Here is a 14,028-nt window from a genome sequence, read left to right as displayed (position 1 = left end):
TTGGCATGCGACGCACCCGCTGCCATTCTTCAGCGGTCGGCTATTCCCTGGCGCGATGTCGCGATGCCTAGGAAGCCGCCGACCGAATAGCGAATTTCATAGGGAGGAGTAACATCCATGAAATCTGACAATATCGCCGAAGCCGAACGCGAGGTCTTCATCGAAGAGGACCTTGGATACCACAAGGCCCTCAAGCCGCGGCAGATCCAGATGATCGCCATCGGCGGCGCGATCGGCACCGGCCTGTTCCTCGGCGCGGGTGGGCGGCTTGCTCAGGCCGGCCCCGCGCTCGTCTTCGTCTATGCGCTCTGCGGCTTCTTCGCATTCCTGGTTCTGCGCGCGCTCGGCGAACTGATCATGCACCGTCCGAGCTCCGGCTCCTTCGTCTCCTACGCCCGTGAGTTCTACGGAGAGAAGATGGCATTCGCCGCCGGCTGGATGTACTGGCTGAACTGGGCGATGACCTCGGTCGCCGATGTCACGGCCGTCGCCCTCTACATGAATTTCTTCAAGCATTACGTCCCCTGGCTGGCCGGGATCGACCAATGGGTGTTCGCGTTGACGGCGCTTCTGGTCGTCTTGGTGATGAACATGCTGTCGGTCAAGGTGTTCGGCGAGCTTGAATTCTGGTTCAGCCTGATCAAGGTTCTGGCGCTCGTAACCTTCCTGGTCGTTGGCATCTACTTTGTCGTGTTCGGCACTCCTCTCGAGGGGCATACCGTCGGTTTGAGCATCATCACCGACAATGGCGGCTTCTTCCCCAACGGTATCCTGCCGGCTTTCGTCATCATTCAGGGCGTCGTGTTCGCCTATGCCTCGGTCGAGCTGATCGGCACCACGGCGGGTGAAACCGCCGATCCGCGCAAGGTCATCCCCGGCGCCATCCGCACCGTTGTCGCTCGTCTCCTCATTTTCTACGTCGGCTCGGTGCTGCTGCTTTCGCTCCTCCTGCCTTACTCGGCCTATAAGGCCGGTGAGAGCCCCTTCGTGACCTTCTTCGGCTCCATTGGCGTCGAAGGTGCCGACATCATCATGAACCTGGTGGTCCTGACCGCCGTGCTCTCCTCGCTGAATGCTGGTCTCTATTCGACCGGCCGTATTCTTCACTCGATGGCTGTGTCGGGCTCGGCCCCCGCGGCACTCGCGAAGATGAACAAGGCAGGCGTACCCTATGGCGGCATCGCGGTGACCGCCGCCGTGACGGTTCTCGGCGTGGCGCTGAATGCGGTCGTGCCCGCTGAGGCCTTCGAGATTGCGCTCAGCCTGTCTGCTCTCGGCATTATCTGCGCATGGGGCGTCATCGTGCTTTGCCAGCTCAAGCTGTGGCATCTGTCGCGCCGCGGCGAAATAAGCCGGCCGGAGTTCCGCATGTTCGGCGCGCCCTATACCGGCATTCTCACGCTCATCTTCCTCTTCGGCGTGCTGGTGCTCATGGCATTCGACTATCCCGTCGGCTCCTGGACGATCGCATCGCTGATCGTCATCGTTCCGGCACTGGTCATCGGCTGGTATCTGCTGCGCGATCGCATCAACCGTCTCGCCGCCGAGCGCGCCCTCGGTGCGGAAGCCGCCGCTGCGGGAGCGCAGCCTTGAGCTTGGAGAAAATCATCCCATCGGTGGCAATTATCGCCACCGGTGGCACCATTGCGAGCAAGCGCGGTGCCGATGGCGCAAGTACGCCAAGTCTGACGGGAGAAGATCTGCTCTCGCTCCTTCCGGATATCAATGCCCGGCTTCAACCCATTGATCTGATGGCGAAAGATTCCGCCAGCCTTACGCTGGCCAATATGCAGCACATCAGCGATGCGGTGGGACGGCAACTCGCCGATCCCACCATTGCCGGCGTCGTCGTCCTGCACGGCACCGATGCGATGGAGGAGACCGCATTGCTGGTGCAGCTGCAGCACGCGGCCAGCAAGCCGGTGATCTTTACCGGCGCGCAATTCACCGCGGATCATCCGCATGCTGACGGCCCGGCCAACCTCGCCTTGGCGATCGAAGCCGCCATCGACGGAAGCAATGCCGGTCGAGGTGTTCTCGTCTGTTTCGGTGGCCGGCTGCTGCCCGCATGGGGCGTCTACAAGCGCAGCGCCGACGAAGCCGACGCGTTCCGCTCGGCGCGGCCGGTCGCGGTGACGGAAAGTCCCGGATTGTCGAAGCCGGTCTCGGATGTGCGCGTCGATATCGTCGCCATCTATCCTGGCTGCGACGCCATTCATATCCGCGCCAGTCTTGAGGCGAAGGCGGACGGGATCGTGCTTGCCGCTCTCGGTTCCGGCAATGCCAATCGCGAGCTCGTCGCGGCGGTAAAGCGCTGCACGGACGGCGGCGTTCCCGTCATCGTTTCCAGCAGGGTTCCCGACGGGCTTCTTGTCGCGAGCTATGGCGGCGGTGGCGGCGGCCACGATCTTGCCGCGGCCGGCGCCATTCACTCGCAGACGCTCCGGCCGAGCCAGGCGCGTATCCTGCTTGCGGCGCTGATTGCCGCCGAAAGCCCGGTTCAGGATATCCGCCGGGCCTTCAACGATCGTTTCTGACGCCCGGCGCGCCGCCACAGCGTTATTTGCCGTTACGATACCAGCGCAACGACATGCAGGAGAGACCGGCGTCGATCATCTCGATCTGCGTGGTCGTGACCGGCACGATCTTGTAGCCGTGCTTGTCGAGAAGCTCGATGGTGCGCGGATATTCGGACGGCACCATGAGGATCTCGTTGATGCGCAGCGCGTTCGCCGCCGGCTCCTCGCCCTCGGGGACGATGATCTCCCTGAAATCCTTGAACACGCCCGACCGGGCGAGACGGGCAGTCGAGAGCATGGTCTCGTCATCGAGCAACGAGCTGGCGGTCTTGAAGTGGAGCACGCCTTCCGGCGTGGCCACCAGTTGCGCCTTGCGGCCGAGCCTGTCGAGGCAAGAGGCCAGCGCTTCGGCACCGGCGCGGTCGGTTCGCGCCGAGAGGCCGATCATGACGCTGTCCGGCGTCACGAGAATATCGCCGCCATCCGCAAATCCGGCCGGCAAATCAAGGACGGTTTCGAACATGCCGCGCAAGGTGGGGGCGATTTCGGCCGCTTCGCCGGAGCGGCTTGCCGCGCCGGGGCGCAGGAGGATGGCGCCCTCGGTGAAGACGAGCGCCGGGTCCTCGACGAAGATCGAGTCGGGAAAGGATTCGAGTGCCGGCAGGACCGTGACCTGAACTCCGGCATCGCGCAGCGCGGCGACATAGGCCTCGTGTTCGGCCTGCACGCCCGCATAGGTCGGGCTGCCACGCTCTCCGGCGCGCAGGCCGTCGACGACGGAGCGCGATGGCTGGCGGACGATGGCGGAGTTGAAGTCATAGACTGATCTGGCTTGCGACATTTTCCGAATACCTTTCCTTCCATTCCGGTTGGCCTCTCCCGACTCAACCGGCACCATGCATCTAAGCGGATTTTGCCCGCCGGGATAGTTGCAAGCCGCCGCGCCTATTTGATCGCGATGCCCTTGTCGGCGAGGGCGGTTCTCAATCGTTCGACCAAGGCATGGCGGGTCTCCGCCCAGTCGCCGGGCTTGACCCAATATTCGACCGTCAAGGTGGTCTTCTCCGGCGTCAATTCGTCGGAATAGACGCGCGCGGCGGGACTGTTCTTTACGCGTTGATCGGCTGTGACCACATCGAGAAGGGTGCGGGTGACCGAGTGCAGGTCGACGTCGTCGCCGACGGGAACGGAGAGCTGCTGCCGGCGAACCGGTTGGCGGGTATGGTTGACGATCGGCGTGTTCCACAGGGTCGAGTTCGGTGCGAGCAGATAGAGGCCATCGGCGGTGCGCAATTCGGTCGCGAACAATCCGACCTCGACGATTCTGCCCGTAACGGTCGGGGTCTCGATATACTCGCCGACCCGGAAAGGACGCAGCACGAGAAGCATGATTCCCGCGGCGATATTCTGCAGCGTGCCCTGCAGCGCAAGTCCGATGGCCAGGCCGGCCGCACCCAATGTTGCGACGATCGACGTGGTCTGGACGCCGAATTGGCCGAGCACGGTTATGAAAACGAGAATCAGCAGCCCGTAGTGAAGCGCCTTTTCAAAGAATCGGGCCAGCGTTTCGTCTATGCCGTGCACTTTCGATATGCCCTTGTACGCCCATCCGCTTACGAGGCTCGCGAGAACCCATCCGCAAATGAGCAGCACGATCGCGCCCAGCGTCGAGAAACCATAGTGAACGACCAGGGCACTCGCCTGATTGAGCGCGGTTTGCGTGGCGACGATCGCGTTGGTGGCTTGAGTTTCCATTCCGTACATACCCTTTCGGACTATTTGGCAATTGCGACGAGACAATACGCCCGAGCCGGACTGGTTCCTACCCGGTGTATTTTCTCGATGCCAGAGGCGACGAAAAACGGCGCGAAATCACCAAGGTCAGCCTCGGTCAAAGCCGGGATTCCATAACTGTCGGGACGCGGCAATTTACTGTTTGCGGGGCAAAATTAACCATTTGTTAACCATCGCAACGATACACAAACATCAACGAATTATTTACACAGATGACCAAAGTGCTAACAGACGCTCGCTCCATTCGCATCAAGGGCCGTTCCTTTCTGGCGGTCATGCTCTCTCCGGATCTTCCGCTTGATAACTGGTTGATAAGACTGGATGATCTTGCGGCGCGCTCGGCCGGGTTCTTTCTCGGGCGGCCGGTCGTTCTCGACGTCACGGACCTGCCGATCGACCGTTCGCAGCTGAAGGAGCTTATCGCGGAGCTCGGTCAGCGCAACGTCAGCATCATGGGGATAGAGGGCGCACGCCCGTCGATCCTGGGACAGGGCATGCCACCGGCTCTGAAAGGTGGAAAGCCTGTCTCCGATTTCGAGATTCCGGACCGCGAGCCAGTGATGGAGCCGCAGCAAAGCGCGCCCGTGGTAGCCGAAGCGCGTCCGGCGGCGCAATCCATCATCATCCGGGAGCCGGTGCGTTCGGGACAGTCGGTCATTTTCCCGGAGGGCGACGTCACCGTCATCGGATCGGTTGCCTCCGGCGCTGAAATCATCGCGGGCGGCTCGGTTCATATCTACGGAACCCTGCGTGGCCGGGCCATGGCGGGATCGCTGGGCAAGGCATCCGCGCGCATCTTCTGCCGCAAGCTCGAGGCCGAGCTTGTTGCCATCGACGGTATCTACAAGATGGCGGAAGACATGCCCGCCAACCTTCGCGGGCAGTCGGTCCAGCTCTGGCTGGAAGGCGATGCCATCAAAGCAGAGAAACTTATCTGAGCCGGAATCGGCCGGGAAACAGGAGAGCAAGATGGGGAAAGTCATCGTAGTCACGTCAGGCAAGGGCGGGGTTGGCAAGACGACCTCGACCGCCGCGCTCGGAGCGGCCCTGGCGCAAAGGAACGAGAAGGTGGTCGTCGTCGATTTCGACGTCGGGCTGCGCAATCTCGATCTGGTGATGGGCGCTGAGCGCAGGGTCGTCTATGATCTCGTCAACGTCATTCAGGGCGATGCCAAGCTGCCGCAGGCGCTGATCCGCGACAAGCGGCTCGAGACGTTGTTTCTGCTGCCGGCATCGCAGACCCGCGACAAGGACAATCTGACGCCCGAAGGCGTCGAGCGCGTCATCAACGAGTTGAAGCAGCATTTCGACTGGATCATCTGCGACAGCCCCGCCGGGATCGAGCGCGGCGCCACACTCGCCATGCGCCATGCGGATACGGCGGTGGTCGTCACCAACCCGGAAGTCTCTTCGGTGCGCGATTCGGATCGCATCATCGGGTTGCTCGATTCCAAGACGCTCAAGGCCGAGCGCGGCGAGCGCATGGAAAAGCATCTGCTGCTCACCCGCTACGACGCCAATCGCGCCGAACGTGGCGATATGCTGAAGGTCGATGACGTTCTGGAAATCCTGTCCATTCCGCTTCTCGGCATCATTCCGGAAAGCTCTGATGTCCTGCGCGCGTCCAATATCGGTGCTCCGGTCACTTTGGCCGACAGCCGCAGCGCGCCTGCCATGGCTTATTTCGATGCTGCTCGCCGGCTGTCCGGCGAGGTTCTGCCGATCACCATCCCGGGTGAAAAGCGGAACATCTTCGGCAAGATCTTCGGACGGAGGGCCGCATGAACATTTTTCGTCTCTTTGGAAGGCAAAAGACCGCGCCGGCAGCGCGCGAACGGTTGCAACTGCTTCTGGCGCATGAGCGCTCCTCCGTGGGATCGGATCTGGTCTTCGTGCTCCGCGAAGAAATCCTTGCGGTGATCGAAAAGCACGTACAGCTCGATCGGGACAAGGTGCAAGTGAAGATGGATTGCAACGAGCATGTTTCGACGCTCGAAATCGACGTCGAGATTCCGTTGAGCGCAACCATGCGGGCTGCTTGACGCAAGGCCCGATGGCGCCCGGCGCATGCTTGCCGCGTGTCTCCACGCTAGACTGTTCGATCCTCCGGCCACAGGCCGGAGGATTTTTGTGCGATGACATCGAGGGATCGAAGACGGCACGGGCGTCTGAAAATCGACTCGGTCGCAATCCGACGGTCGCCATTTCCACTCAGGCATGTTTGGCTGTTTTCGTGTCGCAACCAGACAATGTGCCATGATGGGAAAAAGTCCGAAATCCTAAGATCGGGTTCACCGAAATTGGATGCGACGTAAATTTCGACTTCATAAAATGCAAATAATATTAGAAACTTGAGCATGGCGCAGCCAGCTTCTCGGCTGTGGATCAGTATGGGACGGCAGGCGGATTTCATCGCCATCGTTGGAATGCCGTCCGATGCTAGTTCAAGGATTTTTCCCTACGTGCTTGCTGCTTCGAAAGAACCACCGCAAACGTTTTTCTCGCTGATGCTTTCGTCGCTTCGGAAGGCATTCCTCAGCATCGGGCTCGCCAGCGCGGCCATCAATCTCTTGGCGCTCACGGGCTCCTTTTTCATGCTGCAGGTCTACGATCGGGTCATTCCCGGCCGCAGCCTGCCGACGCTGGCAGGACTGGCGCTGATCGCAGCGACGCTGTTCATATTTCAGGGGACGCTGGAACTGCTGCGCTCGATGCTGCTCGCCCGCGTCGGTGCAGCTCTCGACGAGCGGATCAATCGGAAAGTCTTCGGCTCGCTCGTGCTTCTGCCGACCAAGGCGCAGACCGCCGACGACGGATTGCAATCGGTTCGCGATCTGGAGCAGGTCCGCTCCTTCCTGTCGGGACCCGGATCGACCGCGCTTTTCGATTTGCCCTGGATGCCTTTCTATCTCCTCCTTTGTTTCCTCTTTCATGTCTGGATCGGCATCACCGCATTGTGCGGCGCCGTCCTGCTCATCGTCCTGACCCTGCTGGCGGAGGTGCTGTCGCAACGGCCGGCGCGCGAGGCGGCCAAATCGTCCGCGGCCCGTCTGAGCTTCGCCCAGGCGGCCCGGCGAAATTGGGAAGCGGTGGTCGCCATGGGCTTCAGCGGTCGCCTGACCGACAGATGGGCCGCCATGAACGAGGACTATCTCGCAAATCAGCTGGCCGCCGGTGCCATTTCCGGCGTGCTGACCACGATCGCGAAGATCGCGCGCATGATGCTTCAATCCGGCGTCCTGGCCGTCGGCGCCATCCTCGTCATCGAGCAGCAGGCGACGGGCGGCATCATCATCGCCAGTTCGATCATGGTCACCCGCGCGCTTGCGCCCGTCGAGCTCGCGATCGGCCAATGGAAGGGTTTCGTGACCGCGCGCCAGAGCTGGGAGAGGCTTACCAAGCTTCTGGACAAGATCCCGAGTGCGGAATGGGCGGTCCGCCTGCCGGCGCCGCAAAAGGAGCTGACCGTCGAGAACATAGGTCTGACATCTCCGGGCAGCCGCGACTTCATCCTGCGCAATATCTCGTTCAAGGTTTCGGCGGGAACGGTGCTCGGCGTCGTCGGCCCGAGCGCTGCGGGCAAATCCTCGCTCGCGCGGGCGATCACCGGCCTATGGCCGGTCACGATCGGCTCGATCCGGCTCGATCAGGCGGCCTTGTCGCAATGGGAGCCGGATGAGCTTGGACGGCATATCGGTTATCTCCCGCAGGATGTCGGGCTGTTCGATGGCTCGATCGCCGACAATATCTCCCGTTTTGCCAGGGACATGCAGCCGGAGCCGGTCATCGCCGCCGCGAAGGCGGCCGGCGTATACGACATGATCGTCAAGTTGCCCGATGGTTTCGACACCGTAATCGGCGAAGGCGGCTCGCGCCTGTCGGCGGGTCAAAGACAGCGCATCGCCTTGGCGCGGGCGCTCTACGGGGATCCTTTCCTGGTGGTGTTGGACGAGCCGAATTCCAATCTGGACTCCGAAGGGGAGGCATCCCTGACCAAGGCCTTGGCGGGTGTACGGGCGCGGGGCGGCATCGCTGTCGTCGTCGCGCACAGGCCGAGCGCATTGGCGGCGGCCGACAAGGTTCTGATCATCGCCAATGGCCAGCTTCAGGCCTTCGGCCCCAAGGATGAGATATTGGGCACGTCGCCAAAGCACGCCGGAAGCGGGTCTGTTCGATTGATGGTTGCCGGCGAGGATATCAGCGGATGACGAACATGAATCTGACAGCCACCGAACGTTCGATCCGTCGCCTTTCCCTGTTCGTGCTGGTGACGATCCTTCTCCTGTTCGGCGTCATGGGTGGGTTTGCGGCCGCGACGAAGATATCGGGTGCGGTCATTGCATCCGGTACGCTTGTGGTCGACAGCTATGTGAAACCGGTGCAGCATCTGAAGGGCGGGATCGTCAGCACGATCGACGTCAAGAACGGCGATCGCGTCGAGGCCGGTCAAATCCTGATTCGCCTGGACGAGACGCAAACCAGGGCCAATATTGCCATTCTCACAAAGCGCCTGAACGAACTTGCCGCCAGGACGGCGCGACTGGCGGCGGAGCGCGACGGCAGGGACGCGATCGCCTTTCCGGCGGATCTGCTCGCTAATGCCGATAATGACGACGTGAAGAGCATCCTGGCGGGAGAGCGGCAGCTCTTCAACGACCGCATGGCATCTCGGCAGGGCCAGAAATCCCAGCTGCGCGAGCGAATCCAGCAGTTGAAGCAGGAGGTGGAAGGGCTCGTCGCGCAGGAGAAGGGCAAGCGGGTCGAGATCGAACTCGTCGCCAAGGAGCTTGGAAGCCTTCAGCAATTGCTCGCTCAAGGCATCATTTCCGCGACGAAGGTCTATTCGCTGCAAAGGGATAGCGCGCGGCTGACGGGAGAGCTCGGCAATCTCGTCTCATCGATCGCCCAGACCAACGGCAAGATCACGGAAACGGAACTTCAGATCCTCCAGGTCGACAATGACCGCAGTTCGGAAGTGTCCGATCAGCTTCGGCAGGCCGAAAGCGATACCGGCCAGCTTTCGGAACGGCTGATCGCCGTCGAGGACGATCTGAAACGGATCGATATCCGCGCGCCACAAACCGGAATCGTCGATCAGCTGCATGTGCACGCCGCCGGGGCGGTAATCGGGCCGGCGGAAACGATCATGCAGATCGTGCCGGACAAGGACGCGCTGCTCGCGGAGTTGAAGCTTTCGCCGCAGGATATCGATCAGGTCGCTGTCGGGCAGGGGATCGCCGTGCGGTTTTCCGCCTTCAACCAGCGTATCACGCCGGAATTGAACGGCCACGTCGATACCGTCTCGGCAGACCTGACGACCGACCAGCGCTCGGGTCAGACCTATTATGTCGTTCGCGCCAGGATGCCGAAGCAGGAGTGGGATCGCCTGGGTGAGCTGACGCCCGTGCCGGGCATGCCGGTGGAAGCTTTCATGCAGACCGGCGCGAGAAGCGTGCTCGCCTATCTGACCAAGCCCATGGCGGATCAGATAAAGCGGGCGTTCAGGGGCGAATGAAGCCGCCCCCGGCCGTGGTTCGCGTTCTTTCTATATGTGCCAATCCGAGGTATGGGCGGCGGCAGTCTGCGTGGTGTGGTCGTCCAGCGAATAGGCCCTGATGTAGTCGATCTTCATCTCCGACCCATCTTCCTTCAGGGTTTCGCCCGGCGTGCCGGCGGTGCCGCCGACAGCAAGATTGACCAGCATATACATCGGCCCGTGCATATCGCTCGGCGTATCCGCATGCGCGACGGCGACATCGTCGAAATACCAGACGATCTGGTCTTCATCCCACAACACGCCGTAGGTGTGGAAACCGTCGGTGCTCGGCACCTCCACAGGGAAGGATACCTTCGTGTGCTCGCCGGTGGCATTGGAATGCGCCGTCACATGGACCGTATTCGGATCCTGCCCGCGCATTTCTACCACATCGAGTTCCGGAGGCCAGGAACCGTCCTCGGGCAACAGCCAGAATGCCGGCCAGGCACCTTGATCATGCGGCATCTCCGCGCGCATTTCGAAATAGCCGTAGGTCTGAGAGAAGGAGGAATAGGTGGTCAGGATGCCGGACGTATAGTCGTGGTTTTCGACTTCCGCTTTCAGCGCTTCGGGTGTCGGCTTGGCGCTGATCGTCAGAACGCCATTCGAAACGGAAAACGGATTGGCCGATGATGTCGGCGCGTAGGACGGATTGACGTACCATTGCAGTTCATCGTTGAGACTGCTGCCCTTTTCCGGCGCCCAATGGAATTTCGCCTCCCAGGTGCCCTGCGTGCCATCGCTGAGGGAAAGCGCGTTGAACTCGTCCCCAAACGTCTGGGTGAGGGAGGAGCGGTCCAGGCCCAGCTGGAACTGATCCTCATGGAGATCGGCGACAGTCTTGTTGGCGAGCACCAGGCTTTCGCCATTGCCCAGATCCAGCCGCAGATTGGTGCCTTCCTGGGTGGAATGGCTGACAACCTGGTCGAAGGAGGTCAGGCCGTACTGGTTCAGACGGATCTTGTCGTCATCGCCGAAGTCGGTGATCAGGTCGCTGCCGTTGCCTTTGGATATGATGAAGGTGTCGGCCCCGCCGCCGCCGATCAGCACGTCGTTGCCGGCGCCGCCGTCGATGGTCTGGCTGCCAGTGCCGCCGGTGATGATGTTGTCGGCGCTGTTGCCATAGGCGTGGCGGTTGTCGCCGGTCACCTTCAGATTCTCGAAATTGTCGGGCAGGGTGTAGTCCATCCATGTGACGATGGTGTCCACGCCGGAATCCGACGCCTCGTAGGCGCGATTGATGCCCGAATAGAGATAGTAGATATCGTCTCCGGTGCCGCCCATCATCGTGACGTTGACGGAACTGTCACCCCACATGGAATCGTTCCCGGCCGTGCCATAGAGGGTGGGGCCGGAACCCGTAGCGGAAAAGAAACCCGTCGATGTTCCGCTATAATAGAGCGGCTGACCCAGGGCATTGAGAACACTATCGGTCATCGGCAACCTCTTCTGTTGCGTTAGGTTGTCTCCTCCACAAAGCCAACTGTTTTTCGCGCCTAGGGTGACGAAATAGGGTGCTACACGCATTTGCCCAGCCCCTGCGGCATAATTAGTTGACCACCATCCGCGATTTGGCCGGCTTAACCGCGCACCAAACTTCCATTCGCCGTGCTGGCGGTGGCGGGAGACCTTGCGAAGACGGAACAGATTTCCCGTTTTCCGGGCAAGGAGAGATGGTCATTTCTTTTAATCTACTAATCTTATGGACAATATTCGCTCATCGGAGAGCTCGCTGAAGCTCGGAAAGGAATGAGAATGGTCGCCCCCAAATTGGTCGGCATTGCCGGCAGCTTCAATCGTCCGTCGAAAACCTACGCACTGGTGCAGCACGTCGCTGAGCTGGCGAGCAGCCACTATGCCTTCGAGAGCAAGATCTACGACCTGCACGATGTCGGGCCCTCGCTTGGAACTTCCTTGTGGCGCAAGGATCTGGACGATCAGGCAAGGCGGGTGATCGACGATATCGTTTCCGCCGACGCTCTGATCATTGGCTCGCCGACCTACAAAGGGTCCTATCCGGGCCTTTTCAAACATCTGATCGATCTCATCGATCCGCATGAACTCCGTGCCAAGCCGATCATCATCACGGCGACCGGCGGCGGGGACCGGCATGCCTTGATGGTGGAGCATCAGCTGCGGCCACTGTTCGGCTTCTTCATGAGCCATACGCTGCCGACGGCGGTCTATGCGTCCGATCGTGATTTCACCGACTACAAAGTCTCCTCCGAGCCGCTTTCCAAGCGCATCGACGAGGTGATCGGCGAGCTTGCAACCTTCTTTCCCGGCGCGACCGCGCTGCTTGCCGCGGCCGAGTGAAGCGCTCGCCAGCAACCTAATCCTTTGTATGAGAGAACTGGATCAACGAGATGGAGGATAGCATGAAAATCGATGTCATCACCCACTTGACGATAGCCTTCAGCCGCCTGTGGCGTCATTGGACGGACGAACCCATTCAGTTGATCGACAGAGAGGATGACAGCGGTCGGGAGCCATCGGCGCGGGATTACGAGCTCTATTATTGGTGCTCAACTCCCGCGGCCTGGTATTGAAAAGGGCGGCAGCATGGCACTGGCTTTCGACCTGCGGCGTCCGATCGCGAGACGCACCTCTATCAACCTTCGATCGGGCCTTTCGCGCGCTATCGAGGTTGGCTCCGTCGTTTTTTCCTTCGTATTTCTATTCGCTCTGGTGGCGGGGGTCTTTTGATGGCCGCCGCTAGGGATGACCGTCGGCCGAAACCGGGGTCGCGATGAGCAGGGTACTGATCTTACCGGGTCTGTTCGGATCGGGAGAAGGGCATTGGCAGCGCTACTGGCTGCTGGACCAGCCGGAAGGTCGCGTGGTCGAGCAGGATGATTGGGATCGTCCCAACCTGCGCGACTGGATGGCCAGGCTCGAAGTCGCGCTGGAGGAGGCGGGCGAAGCCTATATCGTCGCCCATAGTCTCGGTTGCCTGCTGGCCGCCAGCCTCGCGGGCCGACCGGCGGCGAAGCGGGTGAAGGGTGCCCTGCTAGTCGCGCCCTGTGACCTGCCGACGACGGAGACGCTGCATGCGGGTCATATTTCATTCGGAACCATGCCGACGGAAACCCTGCCTTTTCCCAGCATGACGATCGGCAGCCTCAATGATATCTATATGACGCTCGATCGTCTCACCATGTTCGGGCGCCTTTGGAATTCCGACATCAAGAATATTGGTCTCGCCGGCCATATCAATGTCGCGAGCGGTTTCGGACGCTGGCCCAGCAGCTATAGCTTGCTGGAGACGCTTAAAGCGCGCACCAGGCATCGCAGACCGCATGCTTCCGCCTCTTCGAGCGCCACGGCCCATTGAGAGGAGGCTTTTCTTTGACACTATTCGGCGCCATTCTATGGCAAGTTCCCTGGCACAACAGTCGTCGTCCACGCTTGCGCGGGATATGACGAACTATCATTGGAGGATCGATCATGAGCCTGCGTATCAACGATATCGCACCTGACTTCACCGCCGACACCACGCAAGGCCCTGTTCGGTTCCACGACTGGATCGGCAACGGTTGGGCTGTGCTGTTCTCGCACCCGAAGAATTTCACGCCGGTCTGCACCACCGAGCTTGGCGCCGTGGCCGAGCTTGAGGCGGAATTCGCCAAGCGCGGCGTCAAGATCATCGGCATTTCCGTCGATCCGGTTGAAAGCCACAGCAAATGGAAGGGCGACATCAAGACCGCCACGGGTTTCGATGTCGAATATCCATTGATCGGCGACAAGGATCTGAAGGTCGCGAAACTCTACGACATGCTACCCGCCGCTGCGGGCGAAAGCTCGGAAGGCCGCACGCCCGCCGACAACGCCACCGTGCGTTCCGTCTTCATCGTCGGGCCTGACAAGAAGATCAAGCTGATCCTCACCTACCCGATGACCACCGGCCGCAATTTCCATGAGATCCTGCGGGCGATCGATTCCATCCAGCTGACGGCAAAGCATCAGGTCGCGACGCCGGCGAACTGGCAACAGGGCGAAGATGTCATCATCACCGCGGCGGTATCGAATGAGGATGCCATCAGCCGGTTCGGCTCGTTCGATACCGTGCTGCCTTATCTGCGCAAGACCAAGCAGCCGACCGCTTGAGCGAAGAATGCGGGTCGGGACCATGCCTTGCCGCGGTCCCGGCCTGCCCCTGTCCGATTGTGATGTCTCTCT

14 protein-coding genes are annotated in these 14,028 nt (G+C 61.0%); 11 read left to right on the top strand and 3 right to left on the bottom strand.

All coding sequences use genetic code 11. From position 1 onward, the window contains the following. The first annotated feature begins 117 nt into the window (after positions 1-117). Together FHX11_RS12015 and FHX11_RS12010 are read left to right on the top strand one after the other, a co-directional pair. Positions 118-1,593 carry an amino acid permease gene (locus FHX11_RS12015; RefSeq protein ID WP_184357853.1) on the top strand — a complete coding sequence of 492 codons (1,476 nt, stop codon included), beginning with the start codon at positions 118-120 and terminating at the stop codon, positions 1,591-1,593. After that, entirely contained in the window at positions 1,590-2,537 is a 948-nt protein-coding gene (locus FHX11_RS12010; protein ID WP_184357852.1) for an asparaginase, read from the top strand. The genes FHX11_RS12015 and FHX11_RS12010 overlap by 4 nt, the downstream gene beginning before the upstream one ends. Before the next feature lie 22 nt (positions 2,538-2,559). On the opposite strand, the gene FHX11_RS12005 is transcribed toward FHX11_RS12010, so the two are convergent. Together FHX11_RS12005 and FHX11_RS12000 are read right to left on the bottom strand one after the other, a co-directional pair. After that, positions 2,560-3,360, bottom strand: a complete 801-nt coding sequence (locus FHX11_RS12005) for an arginine deiminase family protein (RefSeq protein ID WP_184357851.1) — start codon at positions 3,358-3,360, stop codon at positions 2,560-2,562. Positions 3,361-3,464: 104 nt separating this feature from the next. After that, positions 3,465-4,274: a mechanosensitive ion channel domain-containing protein gene (locus tag FHX11_RS12000; RefSeq protein ID WP_184357850.1), complete on the bottom strand. Its 810-nt coding sequence runs from the start codon at positions 4,272-4,274 to the stop codon at positions 3,465-3,467. Between the two features lie 251 nt (positions 4,275-4,525). Here FHX11_RS12000 and minC point away from each other — a divergent pair, with 251 nt between their 5' ends. The 5 genes from minC (at position 4,526) to FHX11_RS11975 (ending at position 9,828) form a co-directional block, all read left to right on the top strand. Further along, complete coding sequence (minC, locus tag FHX11_RS11995; RefSeq protein WP_184357849.1) at positions 4,526-5,251, top strand: septum site-determining protein MinC; 726 nt, start codon at positions 4,526-4,528, stop codon at positions 5,249-5,251. A gap of 31 nt (positions 5,252-5,282) precedes the next feature. Further along, entirely contained in the window at positions 5,283-6,098 is an 816-nt protein-coding gene (gene minD, locus FHX11_RS11990; RefSeq protein ID WP_184357848.1) for a septum site-determining protein MinD, read from the top strand. Next, positions 6,095-6,355, top strand: coding sequence for a cell division topological specificity factor MinE (gene minE / locus FHX11_RS11985; RefSeq protein WP_184357847.1), 261 nt, complete (start codon positions 6,095-6,097; stop codon positions 6,353-6,355). Before minD ends, minE begins: the two co-directional genes overlap by 4 nt. Before the next feature lie 420 nt (positions 6,356-6,775). Next, positions 6,776-8,521, top strand: a complete 1,746-nt coding sequence (locus FHX11_RS11980; RefSeq protein ID WP_184357846.1) for a type I secretion system permease/ATPase — start codon at positions 6,776-6,778, stop codon at positions 8,519-8,521. After that, positions 8,518-9,828 carry an HlyD family type I secretion periplasmic adaptor subunit gene (locus tag FHX11_RS11975; protein ID WP_184357845.1) on the top strand — a complete coding sequence of 437 codons (1,311 nt, stop codon included), beginning with the start codon at positions 8,518-8,520 and terminating at the stop codon, positions 9,826-9,828. The genes FHX11_RS11980 and FHX11_RS11975 overlap by 4 nt, the downstream gene beginning before the upstream one ends. Positions 9,829-9,858: 30 nt before the next feature. Here the strand turns inward: FHX11_RS11975 and FHX11_RS11970 are convergent, their stop codons facing one another. After that, positions 9,859-11,286, bottom strand: a complete 1,428-nt coding sequence (locus FHX11_RS11970) for a family 16 glycosylhydrolase (protein WP_184357844.1) — start codon at positions 11,284-11,286, stop codon at positions 9,859-9,861. Positions 11,287-11,604: 318 nt separating this feature from the next. Between FHX11_RS11970 and msuE the strand changes: the two genes are divergently transcribed. The 4 genes from msuE to FHX11_RS11950 all read left to right on the top strand — a co-directional run bounded on the left by msuE (position 11,605) and on the right by FHX11_RS11950 (position 13,956). Beyond that, the gene (gene msuE / locus FHX11_RS11965; RefSeq protein ID WP_184357843.1) at positions 11,605-12,165 is read left to right on the top strand and encodes an FMN reductase; all 561 of its coding nucleotides are present in this window, start codon (positions 11,605-11,607) and stop codon (positions 12,163-12,165) included. 62 nt (positions 12,166-12,227) lie between these two features. Next, positions 12,228-12,398 carry a hypothetical protein gene (locus tag FHX11_RS11960; RefSeq protein WP_246780965.1) on the top strand — a complete coding sequence of 57 codons (171 nt, stop codon included), beginning with the start codon at positions 12,228-12,230 and terminating at the stop codon, positions 12,396-12,398. 200 nt (positions 12,399-12,598) lie between these two features. After that, the gene (locus tag FHX11_RS11955; protein WP_184357841.1) at positions 12,599-13,183 is read left to right on the top strand and encodes an alpha/beta hydrolase; all 585 of its coding nucleotides are present in this window, start codon (positions 12,599-12,601) and stop codon (positions 13,181-13,183) included. Between the two features lie 113 nt (positions 13,184-13,296). Then, on the top strand, positions 13,297-13,956 hold the full coding sequence (locus tag FHX11_RS11950; protein WP_184357840.1) for a peroxiredoxin: 660 nt from the start codon (positions 13,297-13,299) through the stop codon (positions 13,954-13,956). Positions 13,957-14,028: the final 72 nt, after the last annotated feature.

Origin of the sequence: Rhizobium sp. BK602 (assembly GCF_014195095.1) — a bacterium.
Classification (GTDB): Bacteria; Pseudomonadota; Alphaproteobacteria; order Rhizobiales; family Rhizobiaceae; genus Rhizobium.
This window is presented reverse-complemented; position numbering and strand designations above follow the sequence as displayed.